This is a genomic window from Leptothoe spongobia TAU-MAC 1115, assembly GCF_018739885.1.
Classification (GTDB): Bacteria; Cyanobacteriota; Cyanobacteriia; order Phormidesmidales; family Phormidesmidaceae; genus Leptothoe; species Leptothoe spongobia.
This window is the reverse complement of record NZ_JADOES010000028.1, coordinates 1-16463: the sequence shown is the minus strand read 5'-3', so window position 1 is coordinate 16463 and position 16463 is coordinate 1. Positions and strand designations below refer to the sequence as shown.

Sequence of the window (16463 nt, the reverse complement as noted above, 5' to 3'; positions counted from 1 at the left end):
GGTACACTAGTCTAGAAAGCAGCCGAGACTAGCTGATGTCACCATTTCCAACACATCGCCCTAAACGCTTATCTTTAGGCCCCTTAGAAGCTGAAATTTTGAACATATTGTGGGAAGTAGGCACCACATCAGCAACGGTCATTCACAATCAAATTTTGGAAGATATTGACCGTGATTTGACCTATTCATCAGTCGCCACTGTACTGAGACGTTTAGAGTCAAAAGGCTGGATTGCTAAACGACGGATCGGACGCGCTTACCACTGGGAGCCATTACTCTCCTCAGATAGTGCCAAAATCCTCAAGTCTCATGAGCACCTACAACAGTTCTTGGCGGCCAGCAATCCAGATATTGTGGCCGCTTTTGCAGACACCCTTGACCAAGCAAGCTTAGATCAGCTAGAGGCGATTACTCAACGCATTCAGGCAGCCCGGCAAGCCGAGGCCAACCATCAACGAGGGCAGCAGCAGACATGATGCATGCGAGTTTAATGGTAGGTGCGATCTCAACTGCTCTCCTACTTCGCGTAGTGTTTGCTCACCGCTGCCTACAAAACGCCCACTGGTTAGCTGTCTTGTCCCTGCTGATCGTCTCACCATTACTATTATTGACAACAGCAGTTGCCATTATTGTTATGGGTCCCCATGGCCATATGGTCAGTCCCATAGAGGGATGGATTAGCTATGGGGCAGCTTGGTCATTTATCACAGCTAGTCTAGGGCTACTCGTCTACCTTGGCTGGCAGGCCCAGGCAAGTATCACCCATGTTCAACAGTATCCTCAAAAACTGGTACAAAATACGTCCAGCCGAGTGATAGATCAAGGTACTGTATTCAGTGCTCAAATTGGTCTTTGGTCATCGGAATTAGTCATCAGCCAAGGTCTAATCAACACATTGGACAGCGAACACTTAGCAGCTGTCATTGCCCATGAAAACGCCCATGCTTACTATCGCGATACCTTCTGGTTCTTTTGGCTAGGCTGGCTGCAACGTCTGAGTCGATGGCTGCCCTACACCGATGATCTCTGGCAAGAACTATTGCTACTTAGGGAAATTCGAGCCGATAACTGGGCCACCCATTCAGTTGATCGAATCACCCTTGCAGAATCCCTTGTGCAAGTGATTGCTGCCCCCCTTGCACCGATCGCAGTCGCTAACTTTAGCTGTATCGCCCCTAGTAGCCGCTTAAGTCGTCGAATTGATGCTTTATTATCCGACCAACAGGACTACGGATTTCAGCCCCAGTGGTCGTTAATGACCTATGGATGCCTTGCTAGTCTGGTCTTAGGATTATTTCCCCTATGTTCAATTCCCTTTCACTATTGACCATTACATCCACCAAAAGAGCCCTTCAAACTTAATCAAAAAGGAACGTCAGGTCCAGGTTCTGTAGACAGTTGAGAAGAGTCAGCATCAGACGTTACGGCGTTGGTAGATTCATCATCTAAGTTAACGATCTGTCCGCTAAAGAACTGGGCAAAGCTTTTAACACTGCGCTCTAAATCGCTTTCTGTTTGCCAACTCGTTGCTGCTGGTTCAGGCACATTTATCGAAGGGGATGGCGCAGCAGAGGGTGATTTGGAAGGGGATGGCGCTGAGGACGAGGGCGCTGAAGGCGAGGGCACTGAGGGTGAGGGCGCTGAGGGCGAGGGCGCTGAAGCAGGTGAAGGTTTAACTGACTGTGGACTCAAAGCCTGCGGGTGAGACGGCTTGAGTGGAGCAGATGGCATCTCAGCAACTGGACGCGACGGTATTTGCAATGGGGATGAAGCCGCCACCTGATCGGTTGTCTTAACAGTAGTCACTACCATAGTGACTCGAATATGATGACCAAAGACTTTCTCAAAGGCAGTTTCTACATTACTTAAGCGGTCCTGGGCCATGCGCATCAGCTTGTCATTGGTAATACCAACACGAGCTTCAACACCATCACAGGCAAGTAAATGTCCATGCTGACGCATCAGCACCTGGGTTCCCATTGGCGTCAGCTGAGCAACTATTTTGGCCCAAATATCGCTGAGGCTACCCATAGCCGGTGCATCTGCAACCGATGACGAGCCACTGGGCGGAGGTACTGCTACTCCTGTGGCACTGATTTCGGCGGGTTGGTCTACTAGTGGCTTATTATCTGCGGGTGCCTGATTTGCAGAAGGTTCAACTGCTGCTGGCTGAGCCCCAGACTGAACTGGCAGTCTGGGAGCTGGAGTAGTAGAAGGCTGCGACTGCTGCCGAACTGATGGCACAGCAACAGGCATGCTAGGCCTCTCAGGAGGAGCAGACTGCCCTTGGGCGGACGGCAACAGTCCCATGAGAGTAATTTCCAGCCACAGTCTGGGCTGCGTTGTATTTTTGACCTGGACCTCAGCAGTACGTAAATGCTGCTGACTGGCTAACAACCATGACAATGGCAGTGCATGGGCAAAGGGCACCATCTCTGCCCAAATAGGTGGAGTAATGGCGACTAGATCCCGCCGCTCCCCCGCAGTCTTCGCAATCAGTAAATCACGATAAAATGCCACCAGGCTCTGCAAAACCATCAACGGTTCTCGCCCTCGATCCATGAGTTGACGAGCTAAAATCAGCACCTGGGTAGCGTCATCGGCACCAACCGCCTGTACCAGTGCAAGCAAGTCTCGCTCGGACACCGCCCCCACTAAGTCCCAAACGGAGTCAATCGTAATCTCTCCATCCAGCAGTCCTAACTGATCAAGCAAACTCTCCGCATCACGCAGTCCTCCTTGGGAAAGCTGAGCCACCAGCTGTAAGGCATCCGGTGCAATCGCAATCGTCTCTTGTTGGGCAATGTAGTCTAAATGCTGCACCATCGCGTCCAGGGGAATGCGCCGAAAATCAAACCGCTGACAGCGGGAAATAATCGTCGGGAGCACCCGTTGGGGATCGGTGGTGGCTAAAACAAAAACCACATGGGGAGGTGGCTCTTCCAGGGTCTTGAGCAGGGCATTAAATGCCGCTGTACTCAGCATGTGCACTTCGTCAAGCACATAGAGCTTATGACGACACTGGACCGGCGCAAACTGAGCTCGTTCAATCAGTTCACGAATGTTGTCCACACCGGTATTGCTGGCGGCATCAATCTCAACAATATCAAGGGAAGCACCAACGGTAATTTCTCGACAGACCTGGCATTCACCACAGGGATCTGGAGTGGGCACAGCACTGTTCAAACAGTTAAGAGACTTGGCTAAAATCCTAGCACTGGAGGTTTTACCTGTGCCCCTGGGACCACAGAATAGATAGGCTGGGGCAATCCGGTTTTGCTGAAGAGCATTGGAGAGGGTGGTTGCGATCGCACCCTGGCCAACCAACTGAGCAAATGTTTGAGGACGATACTTGTGATGTAGCGGTTCGTAGGCCATAGACACCATGTCCTACTCTAGTAACAGGCTCAGGATCAAACCCAACGGATCATCCCTAAGCAAAGTAGTGAGCAAGTTAATTATAAAAGCTTCAGTACCCTTCAGCTGATTGCCATTGTATCTTTAGAGAACCATATTCCCTGACACCAAGTCAGCCAGTTTGACCAACGGCTAAAGCGCTTGCACAACAGCACTTCATTACCCTTAGAGGACCAGTGCACCTGGTCAAAGATCTGATGCAATATAAATAGACCACGACCGCAGTCACCCATAACATCAATGTCAATCCCATCATCCGGGCAAACACGACATTCACGAGGAATCTCAAAACCACTACCCTGATCAGTAATTATCCACCAGTAGGCATCGTGAACCTTGGCATACTGGACAGACACATGCTTGCTTGGGTCTAAGCTATTTCCATGCTTGGCTGCATTCACTAACGCCTCTTGCAAACCCAGTTGCAATTCGTCACGTATTGCAACTGGAGCATGCTCCAGCAAGGTATCAATAATTGGATACAGATATAGAGTCGAGGCAAAACTTAATTTGTCCCACTTTACTCCAGTGGATGATGTCATCACACTTCCCATAAAATCAATCCCCAACACCGGGCCAATACCTCATAAATGGCAGCCCATAAGTCAACACAAATCGTAGCCTTTAAATCAAGTTGAACTAATTTATACGAGATTAAAAACCGTGTCTTTTTAACGGGTGTATGTAATACGTACTAAAGGGAATTAATAACCATTCTTGCTCTTCCTAATATATCAGATATGCAATAAGTCGAACCAAAAAACAGGAAAAACAACTGAGTAAATTGCTAATTTTATATTTCTTCTAGACTAGAAGAAGACATCTTTTATCTTGCTATTGCTTTAAATTCATCCTCTAGAACTTAGCTAACTTAAAAGATACACCCTATATGGAGAATCACTTTGACGACCACGGACGTCCTTAAAGACGACACTTAATCAAATATTTGATGTATGAACAAAGACTATAGATGTGATCAAGAACTTTGATCATTCTTACTATTCAATTATCTTTAAAGGCATAGGATTGATTGAAAGTATCTTTCACTCTATAGGGTTGATCCTATTAGTGAGGCAAATGTGTATCCCTCAGAAACATTAAATTTCAACATAAATGTGACATACAAACAGACTGATACATCAAGATGTTCGCTATAAATGGAAATCATTATTTAATCTCTGATCACCAGCAAATACCATCTCAATGACGGACTACCACGACATTACTCTGAGCAAGTAATGCAATATTCAGTAATTTCAACTAGAGAGTCTGTTCGTTATATTGGGCATGCTTTAAAAATTAAGTCTCTACAGGCTCACTCAAATATTGCTCGCTTATTTTTAGACTCAACCTTCAAGTATTCCCCGACAAGGCATATAGTTTCTCAGGGTTCCTTACAGATGCTGACTGGCTGCCTGAGCAACTATCTCTGACTCATCTTGTGCCAATGTAGCTAATGTAGACCTGACATCATCGGCTTGAGGAGTTTGCAAATAATTGCTCAAGGCTTGGGCCAAACGGTGGCGTACTTGCCAGTCATCGCTCTCTACAAAGGGTAAAAGTAACGGTACCCCTCGCGGATCTTTGAGCTCTCCCAAAGCACCAATGGCAGTCAAAGAAACCAAAGCGCTCTCAGATTGCAAGGCCTGCTCTAGCAGTTCAAACCCACGACTAAAACCCAGTTCGCCCAAACAAGCAATAATACTCATTTGCACAATCCATTCTGATGTGTTGTTATAAGCAACGACCAAGTCATCATAGGCCTCTATCAGCTGCAGGGCACCGATAGAGTCAGCTGCTGCCGCCTGCACATCAGCTTCTGGATCGTGGTAAAGCGCAGCTCGCAAAATAGTCAATGCGGTTTCTTTATTCTGGGTACCTAGATTAGAAAACTGACTGATGGCTGCATAGCGAACTCGGGAACTGCTGTCATTGATAACAGTTTGTATTAACTCAAAAGCCACGGCTGGTTCCAGTTCACGCAGCAAATTGACAGCTCGCAATCGCTGCCCTAGGTCCTCCGATGCTAGCTGTTGTTTGATTTGATCTATAGAAACGGCCATAGCCTAAGTGGGTGACAGCGTTAAATACATGCATGAGCATTAGATCATGCATGTTAGGTGTACTGCTGCGCAAGCTCACGCACAATGTCACCACGGGTCAAAATTCCAATCACGTGTCTGTCATCATCAACCACCAGCAATCGACGAATTTGCTTGTCATGCATAAGCTGAGCAGCGCGCTGTAAATCATCATCGGCATGCACCAGGGTAACCTTGCGGGACATCACATCAGCAACAGTCTGCCCCAGGGCCTTGTGTAGTTCCTGGCTGTAGCGAGCTGGATTGGTCAAGTACACAACACTATCGAGCAGCATGACATAGGCTGGCAACGAGGCTCCACTCACCTGCCACATCAGATCAGTTTCAGAGATTTCACCAATAGCCTCTCCTTGATCGTCAACCACTGGCAACCCACTGATGCGATGGGTGGCTAGCAACTGAACTGCATCCTTGAGGGGCATATCCGCCGTGGCCGTCAAGGTTGGTGATGTCATCATCTCACCAACGGTTTTAGTCGCCGTTGTCATCAAGACTGTTTTGCTGGCCATAAGCGCGATCGTGTTAGGAATGCTTGTGTATCTGCGTGTATCTATTGTAGGAAGGCTTTCTGAGGACAACACAGCTGGTTCAAAGGTCGTTACATAGAGATATATAGCTGCAACAAAATAATCTATAAGGTTTAGATTAGTAAAGTGTTGCCGATCTGCGGCATGGGTTGTTCTGTGAGGCCAACAGCAGCTGATACAGACAAAACTAAAATTGTTTCTTAAATCAGCAACGACAACATAACCCTCCCTTTAGCTATGGCCTGCTGACTGGCTGTAGAGTTCTGTGCATATTCTTAAGTTCTTGAATCACCCTGTAACGACGCCCATGGCAATGCCATGGTAGAAATCACTCAAACCGTTTCTCAGACATCCCATTCCCCAGCATTTACATCCGCATCACAGCCACCATTTAGCAAGTGGGCTTTATGGAATATGAGTTTTGGCTTCCTGGGCATCCAGTTTGGCTGGGGCTTACAGATGGCTAATGGCAGCGCTATTTTTGAATCGTTGGGCGCAAATCCACATCAGCTGCCATTACTGTGGTTAGCGGCTCCCATGAGTGGCCTCCTGATACAGCCCGTAGTTGGCTATTGGAGCGATCGCACCTCTACCCCTCTAGGCCGCCGCCGCCCCTTCTTTTTAGTAGGAGCCTTGTTGAGTTCAGTCGCGCTGGTGCTGCTCCCAAATGCTCCTAGTCTATGGATAGCAGCAGGACTGCTATGGCTCTTGGATGCTTCGGCCAATGTGAGTATGACGCCCTTTCGCTCCTTTGTAGCGGACTTGGTACCTGCCCAACAGCAAACTCGGGGGTTTATCGTCCAGAGTCTGCTCTGTGGGTTAGGAGCCGTACTAGCGTCAGCCATGCCATGGTTGATAGCACATTTGTATCGGGCCACCCCCACGCTGGGGGAATTAGATCTTGTCACCCTGGCACCGACGGGTAGCATACCCTCGTCGATCAAGCTGTCATTCTATCTGGGGGCAGCCGTCTTTTTAGGTACTGTGATTTGGACGGTGGTCACGACACCCGAGTCTACAGAAATTGCGCCTGCATCCGTTTCTGAAGACGGCATGGTGCAGGAAATTTGGACTGCGATCGCAACCATGCCTCCCACGATGCGTCAGCTGGCCTGGGTACAAAGCTTTAGCTGGTTGGGAGTATTTTGCATGTTTCTCTACCTACCTCCAGCTATTGCCCATCATATTTTTGGTGCAGTTCCTGGGACACCACTGTATGCCAAGAGCGTTGAGTGGTCAGGGCTGTGCCTGGCTGTAGACAATTTGGTATGTTGTGTAGCGGCCCTAGGCATTTATGCTGTTGTTGCTCGCTTAGGAGAACGGCATACCCATAGCTTGAGCTTGCTATGTGGGGCTGTTGGCCTGATCTCCATTAGCTGGATTCATCAACCAGGTTTATTATTATTACCCATGGTCGGTGTGGGAATTGCGATCGCAAGTATGCATTCATTGCCCTATGCATTGTTAGCAAAGTCAATTCCCGCAGATCAGAACTGCCTTTATATGGGTATCTTTAACTGTTTTATCGTCCTGCCAGAAATTGTCGCTTCGCTGGGTTTAGGCTGGGTGATGGAATGTGTGGGTTGCGATCGCATCAGCATCGTTGCTCTAGGCGGTTGCGCCATGGGTATTGCCGCTTTGCTGGCTCAAGGCATTCCTGACCACAGGCAAGACCTGATGGCACCAGGTGGGCAATGCCCACCCAACCCCCAAGAGGCATAACACCTCCCCTATATTTTCTTGTGTTAACTCTTTAGGAAAGCCACTAGCTCCTCTAACTTGTCCCAAGCAGCACCACTGGCAATAATCTCTTGCGCCTGGATCACCCCATAGGACCAAGCTTCTGCCACCGTGTCGCCAATGACGGAACCACCCACCTGCAAAGCCAGGGCCGCATTCAATGCAACTGCATCTTGCTGGGCCTGAGTCCCCTTACCCTGGAGGACATTCCGCAGAATGGTCATATTTTCTTCCAGTTCGCCACCACGCAGGGCGGATACATCCGCCTTGGCTAGGCCTAAACTTTGAGGATCGAGCACCTGAGTGGAAACCTGGCCATTAGACAAGACTGCCACGTCGGTTTTATCCCCCAAACCCGCTTCATCCAAACCTTCACGACCATGAAGCACAACCGCTTGGCCCATACCCAGCTGGTTAAGTGCTTCCGCCATCGTAGAGATAACCGAAGGGTCAAATACACCAATCACCTGGCCCGTAGGTCGTAACGGGTTTACCAAAGGACCCAATAAATTAAATACAGTCCGAATTTTCAAGGTGCCACGAATAGGCGCTACGGCTTTCATCGCGGGATGCCAACCACGAGCAAATAGGAACGTCACACCGACTTCGTTGACAGCAGCTTTGGCCTTTTCTGGCGACGCATTCAGATCTACGCCCAGCCCTTCCAACACATCGGCGGAGCCCACTTTGCTGGATGCGGAGCGATTGCCATGCTTGACAACCGGGATACCTGCTGCTGCTGCGACAAAGGTAACGGCGGTAGAAATATTAAATGTAGAAGCCCCATCGCCGCCGGTGCCACAGGTATCGATACGAGGGGTGGGCAAGGAGTCATCCGCCTGCATACCGCCAAGGGACTGGCCTTGCAACACACGAGCCATCCCGGCTAACTCATCTGCGGAGAAACCTTTTGCCTGCAGTGCGGCCAGGATCGCCCCCGACATAATGGGATCGATGGATTCGGTCAGCCATCCCTGCATAAGCGATTCTGCTTGTTCGACGGAAAGGGATTGCTGATCAATGAGCTGCTGTAGGAGACTGGGCCAGTTGGTGGTCATTGCAGTGGCGCATTTACGACTTTAGTCAATAACGCTACTACAGAATGCGACTAACGCTTCTTCTTTTGCTTTTTCATCTTAGACCGTTGAGAACCAAATCCAGATTTTGGCCTAGAAGACTTAGACTTTATAGCCCCCAGGGACCCTTTGCCAAATTATGGTATCTCCAATTCTTTGGCACCCACTTTGCCCAATATCTCTGACAACCGTTCCCTAGCGATTGGCAAACCAAACCACATAGTCTTTCACCGCTGAGTAATTAGCCGATTTAGAATTTGTTGCCTCTAAGTCACACAGAGGAAAATGAAGAATCCGATGTTTGCGCTTAACTGCTACCAGGACACCATACATATCATCGACGTCGATAATCTCTTGCACCATGACCTTTTGCCCCGCGTGTAAGGGACCCCGTTCTTGAAACTCAGCCACCTCGGCTTCGAACGGAAACTGCAGAGATTTCTCCAGGTGATCCTCCCAGGCTTTCCAAATAGCGACTTCATCATTGGGGTTAACTCCGGCCAGCACCTGCCGAATCCCAGCACCGTCTGAACTTAGATGATCAAAAGCATGTTGCCCTTGACGGGTTTCGTATACCTTTTCCGCATCCGCTGGTATATCCCGCGCAACGGCTAGTTCAACCTCTGTGGCATCTAAATAAATTTGCTCCCAACCCAAACCATCCTCTTCACAGCGAGCAATCATGTCATCTGGCATCCTTGCCAGTGTCTGACTATCCCAATCAATACAGAGAATCGTCTCGTCGTTGTCGGTCTGAATCTTTGAAATCCAGCCTTGCCAGCCGCCAATATCCATTCCAAAATCAGGATCTTTAACATGGGCCTTGACGATGACCGAAGCACCAATTTTGAACGGAGACAGTTTTGTCATGAAGCAAACTCCCATCAAGATTACGGAGACAGTTTTGTCATGAAGCAAACTCCCATCAAGATTATAGAATTAGCCTTGCACTTTTTTGCATTTTGATTCGGGACAAAACTGCACTAATCAAATCCTTCAATCGGAGCAAATCCCTGGCGCTGAATGTTTTCTGTAACTACGCGGGGTTCCATAAATTGGAGGAGATAATCTACACCTCCTGCTTTGGAGCCGACACCAGAGAGTTTGAATCCACCAAAGGGCTGTCGAGCAACCATGGCACCCGTGATACCTCGATTGATATAGAGATTACCAACTTCAAAGGTAGTTTGGGCTTGTTCTATATGGGCAGGCGTACGAGAGTAGAGACCGCCTGTGAGGGCATAGTCAGTGTCGTTAGCGATGGTGAGAGCTTCTGAAAACGTCTTTGCCGTCATCACAGTAATGACAGGACCAAAAATCTCTTGTTGAGCCATTTGGGCATCGGGAGAAACGTGGGTAAATATAGTAGGGCCGATAAAATAGCCAGTACTTGGGGGATCCATTGAGAGAGCTACGTCTCCTTCTCGTTTACCAATCTCAATAAAGTCTTGAATCCGCTGCTGCGCAGTGGCATCAATTACTGGGCCAACCTTAGTGTCAGGAGAATCTGCTGACCCCACATTGAGCGAGCGGGTAGCCTCTGTCAGACGCTGCACAAAAGTCTCGTAAATATCCTCTAGGACAATCACCCGTGAGCAGGCAGAACATTTTTGACCGCTATAGCTAAAGGCAGACTGAACAACACCTTGAACTGCCTGATCCAGATCAGCACTGGCATCAATGATAATGGCGTTTTTGCCCCCCATCTCAGCAATCACTCGCTTCAGGTGGGTTTGACCAGAAGTAAGCTGGGCAGCATCTGCATAGATGCGACAGCCGACGTCCCTGGAACCGGTAAAGGCTATGAGATGAATATCGGGATGTTTAACGAGATGGGCTCCCACGGTGGAGCCTTGGGCGCATAATAACTGGAAGACACCGGCAGGAAAACCAGCTTCGATCAAGGTTTCGGCTAGTTTAGCGGCAACGACAGCAGAGTTTTCGGCAGGTTTAAGGAGGGTGCAGTTGCCGGTGACAAGGGCAGCAACGGTCATGCCGGTTGCGATCGCAAGCGGAAAATTCCACGGAGAAATCACCAGCGCAATCCCCCGAGGGAAATAACGATACCGATTTGTCTCACCAGGCAAATCAGTATCGTTATTTTCCTGATCCAGACGCCCCATCTCATCAGCGTAGTAATAACAAAAATCAATCGCTTCTGATACTTCCGCATCCGCTTCTCGCAGAGGTTTACCCACCTCTAGAACAATCCAGGCAGCAAGTTCGGCTCGGCGAGCTGCCATTAATTCACCAGCTCGGCGTAGACAAGCAATTCGCTCTGAAGCGGGCGTATGTCGCCAGGTAGAAAAGGCAGTTTTCGCTGCGGCAACAGCAGTATCTGCCTGAGTGGAGTTCAGTAAACCAATGTGGCCAATGATTTCGTCAGGATTGGAAGGGTTAACTGACGGGACCAGGGTTTCTGTTTGTAGATATTGACCGTTGACCCAAGACCAATAGGTTTGGCCTAACTGGCTATGCACCTGAATTATTGCTTGTTGCGCTGTCTGCCTGGCCGTTTGCTGAGCATAGTCAGTATTAGGAGTATTGGCAAACTGTTGGACAAGAACTGGTGCGGCAGGCTGAGTGTCGATGTCGGTAAATGTTGGCTGAGCTAAAAGATCTTCTGTAGGTGTTGCTTCTAAACTTTGTCGCAAGAATGAGGTGTTGGCAGTATTTTCTAACAGGCGACGAATCAGATAAGCCATGCCGGGAATCAGATTGCCGTAAGGACAGTAAACGCGAACGCGATAGCCGCGATTAGCTAGAGCAACGGCTAGTTTATCGGCCATCCCATAGAGAACTTGTAGCTCGATGCGATGCTTGGGGATTTGGAGGGCGTCAGCGATGGCAATGGCGTGGGCTTGCGATCTCACATTATGGCTACCAATAGCGGTATATACTACGCTATGGCTTTCTAAAAGCAGCCGGGTCATGCGTTCAAAATTGGCATCGGTTGAGACTTTGTGACGATAGACGGGTGGTGCCCAGCCGTGCTGAATCGCCTTGATCATCTCCTGGTCCCAATAGGCTCCTTTAACAAGCCTGACGGTGAGGGGGGTACCGCGCTCAGTGACCCATCGAATAATATCTTCTAAGTCTTGATAACTGTCTCGCAAGTAGGCCTGTTGGGTAATGCCAATATCGCTGCGCTGGCGGAATTCAGGTTCCATCAGCACCTCTTTCAAAATTGCCAGGGTGAGATCTTTGTAGGTATATTGCTCCATGTCAAAATGTACGGCGATGCCTAGCTTTCCGGCTTTGCGCAACAATCTTCGCACCCGTTCACTGACTTTGGCTTGAGTGCCAAGAGGATCCAAGGAATCAAACTGAGAATAAAAGGCAGTTAGTTTGACTGACACTTGAGCGTTGGGAAGCTCGGCCTCATTCTTTTTAGGAAAGCGATCTGCTAATTGTTCCATTAGCAACAGATAGCGATTTAAGTAGTCTTCGGCTTCTGTTTCAGTAACAACCGCTTCGCCTAACAGGTCTAGGGTAAAGGTGAGGTTTTGTTTCTTGAGGTGTTTTAGGGTTTTGAAGACCTGATCGATGGTTTCGCCTGCGATATATTTTTTGGCTAGGGTGGCAACAGCGGCGGAGAAGGTGGTAGCAGCCAGATGACCAGGGACTGAGTCAGGATTGGTAAAGTTGAGTAATGCTTTGAGCGGTCCGGGCAGCTCAACGATGTCTTGGCCGAGATAGTCGCGTAGGTGGCGAGCGATTTCGGTTTTGTTGGGCAGACCAGGGAGACAGTCGATCAGGCGGAATAGTTGGACGCGGAGGCCGGGGTTGGCCATGGCGAAACCGAGGAGTTGGTCGTGGAGGTGGATGCGATTGTGAAGCTGCCCTAGCCAGCCTTGATGATCTTTGGTCTGGGTAAGCAAGTCTTTGGCAATAGACTGGGTGACCGTTTCGTAGGTAGACGCATTGATTGCTCGGATAGATGCACCTTGGACAACCATGAGATAACCTCCGATTACGCTAGTCCTATTCTTATTGTGTTAATTAGCTAAAGTTTTGTTTGGGGATTTTGCGTCTTTGTTGCAAACAGATAATTTTATTTACAGTCATATCTAAACCACGTCCAAGTTGAAACCTGTAGTTTCTCCCACGATAAAACTCTAGTTCTGGACGTGGACAAGGTTTATAATTCAGTCGACTGAAAAATGTCATCTGTCATCAGCTCTAGTTCAGGAAAAATAGATGAGCGTAACTGCTGTCCAGCCACTAACCGCTCTAGCTGATATTCTCCATCGATTAATCGGCAGATGGTAATCGTTGGTTGTTTCGGCTGACCGATGTAGCGCACGGCACCCAAAGCACGAAAATCTACCAACCAATATTCTGCAATGCCCATGGCTTCGTATTCAACTAACTTATGGGCATAGTCATCACGCCAATTAGTACTGACCACTTCAACGACCAGTGGAATGCTTTTGCCAAATTGAACGGTGGAAGCACTTTTCCAGAGAGGTTCATTGACTAGCTCTGCTTTGTCTAAAACTGCAACGTCTGGGCGATAGCCGGAGTCTGGCAAGCGGGGTTTGAGCAAACAACTTTTAGGAATCGTGTAGGTAAGTTGGCGCTGACGAATAGCCAAGGTCAGTTCTTCGATAATGAATGCACCTACGAGTTCATGGGGGCCTGTTGGTTGCATTTCGACTACCACGCCTTGATGTAGTTCGTAGGTTTTGCCATCGTCAGGAACCCACTGAATGAAATCATTAAATCCCATTCGTTGAAAGTCAATTGCCTGGACCATGGGTCATTCATCAAGTTAGAACATCTAACAATAGTCTAGCTGGCGCATCCAAGTTTATCGATACTGGAACATCGGACTTACGACCTATAGAATAGAACTGACTCAAACTGTCTGACCTTTGCCCATGCCAACTCCTTACTCACCCCAGGCAGCCGCCCAAGAACCATTTTTAGGAACCATTCGGGAGCTAGTGCGGGCATACCAGGCATTTTCCAACTATTCAGAATCCTTTGTCCGGCAGCATGATCTCACCCCAGCCCAATTCGACGTAATTGCCACCCTTGGCAATACCCAAGGCATGAATATGGGCGATATCGGCGACAAAACTTTGATCACCAAAGGCACCCTGACCGGCGTCGTTGATCGCCTGATAAAAAAAGGACTCGTCACCCGTGAAGTCCCTCCTGAGAACCGTCGCAGCGTTATCGTCAAACTTACCCCTGACGGTGAATCCCTGTTTGAGCAGGTATTTCCAGCCCATATCATCGATATGAAGGAACACTTTGAAGGATTTAATCCATCAGAACTAGAACTCCTCAAGGTCCTCCTCAGCCGACTACGCCAGGCATTCTAACTCCCTAAAACCGTCAACTCCTCAAATGTGTTGTCATTTCTTCGAGTAGGATGCTATCTTTGATCTCAAATAGTTCTAGTTAAAACTATTTGAGATCGAACCAAATGATCTTATGACTCAGCAACCATCCCCCCAAGTCCTCACCCTGGAGGCCGGTACCCACTGGCTTTGTACCTGTGGGCAGTCGAAAAAATCCCCCTACTGTGACGGCAGCCACCAGGGCACCTCGTTTCAGCCGCTGGCCCTAGAGCTGGAGGCTCCGAAACAGGTGGAGATTTCGGCATAGCTAGCTGTAAACCATTCACCGGAAGTCACCATGGGCAAGCAAGTTGTTATTCTCGGTGCTGGGTTTGCTGGACTGACAGTGGCTCAAAAGTTGGCCAATACAGACTTTCAAGTTCTGTTGATCGATCGTCAGAATCATCATGTCTTCCAACCGTTGTTACATCAGGTTGCAACCGCTGAGCTCGAACCCAGTCAAGTTGCCTACCCGATTCGCTGGGCAATTCGGCATGCAGCCAATATCCGGTTTGTGCTGGCTGATGTCATGCAGATCGAGAGGTCACAACGCTATGTGAAGACCACCGCTGGTCGGTTTGATTATGACTTTCTGGTGGTGGCTACGGGGAGTAAGCCTAAATTGGCTAAGATACCGGGCGCAGCCCTGTAAAGGTCAAATGAATACTTTTAATAATTCTGAAAAGCCTTTCTATTTAAGAGATCTAGCTTTTCAGAGCTAGAAAAGTATTATCTACAAATCAAAACTTCCTGATAGCAATAGCTGATTTGTTTAGGATATTTTTTCTGAAATAGTCTTAAACTGCCTGAATCCTCCTGGATTTAGTACATCTAAACTAGCGGGCTAGATGACAAAGTTTGGTCCTAATCCATGAACAATAATGGTTTTGTCCAAATATAAAGCTCATTGCTAGTACACCTTGAAAGGGCTGGATACCGGGCGCTATGCATCATGTTTTGCCATTGAAGACGGTGGCGGATGCGATCGCAATCCGCACCCACGTCTTGCAATCCTTTGAACGAGCATTCCAATCATTCTGGTCAACACGACCTAGTCAATAGTTCTAATTAGTACAAAATTAGGAGACCACTATGAAATTAACGATTCGCGATATCCCCAACACCGCACCTCGCAATCAACGGCTGACTAAACCAACCATTGAATTAGAGACGGCCCCCTACGCCATTACCCTACTGCGCGTTAGCCTGGGCATTCTCTTTTTGGCCCATGGTCTACTAAAGGTAACCGTCTTTACCTTGCCGGGGACAGCACAATTCTTTCAAAGCGTTGGTCTGCCAGGATTCATGGCCTATATGGTCACGCCCATAGAGATTGTTGGTGGACTGTTATTGATCCTGGGTTTGTATACCCGCTGGGTTGCTTTAGCACTGTTCCCTATTTTGTTAGTAGCCACTTTTAAGGTACATGGTGGCAGTGGTTGGTTGTTTACCAATGAAGGTGGAGGTTGGGAGTTTCCAGCATTTTTCGCCATCACCACCATCATCCAATTCCTTCTTGGCGATGGTGCCTACGCCCTCAGCTCCCAATTCACTAAACGATAAACTATGCCATCTCTGCCATCCTTATTTATCTCCCATGGAGCACCCGATTTACCCATTCGCACGGGGCCAACTCAAACTTTCCTCAAGGAGCTTGCTAGCACAATACCGATTCCGAGAGCCATCTTAATTATCTCGGCTCACTGGCTCACTAATGAGCCCAGCATCAGCACAGACAAACAACCCGAAACAGTGTACGACTTTGGCGGATTTACCCCTGAGCTATATCAGCTCAACTATCCAGCCCCTGGTGAACCCGCCTTAGCTAAACGGGTGGCAGAGTTACTCGCTGCAGCAGATTTACCTGTACAAACTCGTGCTAAACGAGGATTTGATCATGGCGTCTGGACACCTCTAATTCTGATATACCCAACCGCAAAGATCCCAGTTGTCCAAATGTCTCTGCAACCATCCCATGGTCCCGACTATCAATGGCGTCTAGGGAAATTGCTTGCTCCCTTGCGGTCAGAGGGAGTACTAATTATCGGTAGCGGAGCTGCCACCCATAACCTCAGCGCCTTCGCTGGTTATACAACCCCGCCGCCTCAGTGGGTAACGACCTTTGACGATTGGTTAGCCACAACCATTCACAACAACGACCTAGCCAGCCTATTAGACATCTCCAAAATATAAATTCGGATAAAAAAAGGAGGTAAAACTCTAAAAGTAGAGCTTTACCAACCAAATGAA

The 16463-nt window shown here is 48.5% G+C and carries 16 protein-coding genes; 8 read left to right on the top strand and 8 right to left on the bottom strand.

The window, feature by feature from the left end; translation table 11 throughout:
• Positions 1-35 precede the first annotated feature (35 nt).
• Both IXB50_RS14030 and IXB50_RS14025 read left to right on the top strand, forming a co-directional pair.
• Positions 36-476 carry a BlaI/MecI/CopY family transcriptional regulator gene (locus tag IXB50_RS14030; RefSeq protein WP_215609606.1) on the top strand — a complete coding sequence of 147 codons (441 nt, stop codon included), beginning with the start codon at positions 36-38 and terminating at the stop codon, positions 474-476.
• The gene (locus IXB50_RS14025) at positions 473-1327 is read left to right on the top strand and encodes a M56 family metallopeptidase (RefSeq protein ID WP_215609605.1); all 855 of its coding nucleotides are present in this window, start codon (positions 473-475) and stop codon (positions 1325-1327) included. The genes IXB50_RS14030 and IXB50_RS14025 overlap by 4 nt, the downstream gene beginning before the upstream one ends.
• Before the next feature lie 35 nt (positions 1328-1362).
• Here the strand turns inward: IXB50_RS14025 and IXB50_RS14020 are convergent, their stop codons facing one another.
• From IXB50_RS14020 to IXB50_RS14005, 4 genes are all read right to left on the bottom strand, one after another.
• On the bottom strand, positions 1363-3378 hold the full coding sequence (locus tag IXB50_RS14020) for a DNA polymerase III subunit gamma/tau (protein ID WP_215609604.1): 2016 nt from the start codon (positions 3376-3378) through the stop codon (positions 1363-1365).
• Positions 3379-3479: 101 nt separating this feature from the next.
• Complete coding sequence (locus IXB50_RS14015) at positions 3480-3959, bottom strand: ATP-binding protein (protein WP_246564511.1); 480 nt, start codon at positions 3957-3959, stop codon at positions 3480-3482.
• Positions 3960-4811: 852 nt separating this feature from the next.
• Positions 4812-5480: a phycobilisome degradation protein NblB gene (gene nblB / locus IXB50_RS14010; protein WP_215609602.1), complete on the bottom strand. Its 669-nt coding sequence runs from the start codon at positions 5478-5480 to the stop codon at positions 4812-4814.
• A 53-nt stretch (positions 5481-5533) separates the two neighbouring features.
• Positions 5534-6028, bottom strand: a complete 495-nt coding sequence (locus IXB50_RS14005) for a CBS domain-containing protein (protein ID WP_215609601.1) — start codon at positions 6026-6028, stop codon at positions 5534-5536.
• A 336-nt stretch (positions 6029-6364) separates the two neighbouring features.
• Between IXB50_RS14005 and IXB50_RS14000 the strand changes: the two genes are divergently transcribed.
• Complete coding sequence (locus IXB50_RS14000; RefSeq protein ID WP_215609600.1) at positions 6365-7768, top strand: MFS transporter; 1404 nt, start codon at positions 6365-6367, stop codon at positions 7766-7768.
• A 23-nt stretch (positions 7769-7791) separates the two neighbouring features.
• On the opposite strand, the gene trpD is transcribed toward IXB50_RS14000, so the two are convergent.
• The 4 genes from trpD to IXB50_RS13980 all read right to left on the bottom strand — a co-directional run bounded on the left by trpD (position 7792) and on the right by IXB50_RS13980 (position 13621).
• Positions 7792-8844: an anthranilate phosphoribosyltransferase gene (gene trpD, locus IXB50_RS13995; RefSeq protein WP_215609599.1), complete on the bottom strand. Its 1053-nt coding sequence runs from the start codon at positions 8842-8844 to the stop codon at positions 7792-7794.
• Positions 8845-9057: 213 nt separating this feature from the next.
• Positions 9058-9732 carry a calcium-binding protein gene (locus tag IXB50_RS13990; RefSeq protein ID WP_215609598.1) on the bottom strand — a complete coding sequence of 225 codons (675 nt, stop codon included), beginning with the start codon at positions 9730-9732 and terminating at the stop codon, positions 9058-9060.
• A 113-nt stretch (positions 9733-9845) separates the two neighbouring features.
• Positions 9846-12821, bottom strand: a complete 2976-nt coding sequence (pruA, locus tag IXB50_RS13985) for an L-glutamate gamma-semialdehyde dehydrogenase (RefSeq protein WP_215609597.1) — start codon at positions 12819-12821, stop codon at positions 9846-9848.
• 182 nt (positions 12822-13003) lie between these two features.
• Positions 13004-13621, bottom strand: coding sequence for a Uma2 family endonuclease (locus IXB50_RS13980; RefSeq protein ID WP_215609596.1), 618 nt, complete (start codon positions 13619-13621; stop codon positions 13004-13006).
• 124 nt (positions 13622-13745) lie between these two features.
• On the opposite strand from IXB50_RS13980, the gene IXB50_RS13975 reads away from it, so the two are divergent.
• From IXB50_RS13975 to IXB50_RS13955, 5 genes are all read left to right on the top strand, one after another.
• Positions 13746-14195, top strand: a complete 450-nt coding sequence (locus IXB50_RS13975) for a MarR family winged helix-turn-helix transcriptional regulator (protein WP_215609595.1) — start codon at positions 13746-13748, stop codon at positions 14193-14195.
• 112 nt (positions 14196-14307) lie between these two features.
• Complete coding sequence (locus IXB50_RS13970; RefSeq protein ID WP_215609594.1) at positions 14308-14481, top strand: CDGSH iron-sulfur domain-containing protein; 174 nt, start codon at positions 14308-14310, stop codon at positions 14479-14481.
• A 30-nt stretch (positions 14482-14511) separates the two neighbouring features.
• Positions 14512-14865, top strand: coding sequence for an NAD(P)/FAD-dependent oxidoreductase (locus IXB50_RS13965; protein WP_215609593.1), 354 nt, complete (start codon positions 14512-14514; stop codon positions 14863-14865).
• Between the two features lie 440 nt (positions 14866-15305).
• Positions 15306-15776 (top strand): DoxX family protein, encoded by a 471-nt coding sequence (locus IXB50_RS13960; RefSeq protein WP_215609592.1) that lies wholly within the window; start codon positions 15306-15308, stop codon positions 15774-15776.
• A 3-nt stretch (positions 15777-15779) separates the two neighbouring features.
• On the top strand, positions 15780-16406 hold the full coding sequence (locus IXB50_RS13955) for a DODA-type extradiol aromatic ring-opening family dioxygenase (protein ID WP_215609591.1): 627 nt from the start codon (positions 15780-15782) through the stop codon (positions 16404-16406).
• Positions 16407-16463: the final 57 nt, after the last annotated feature.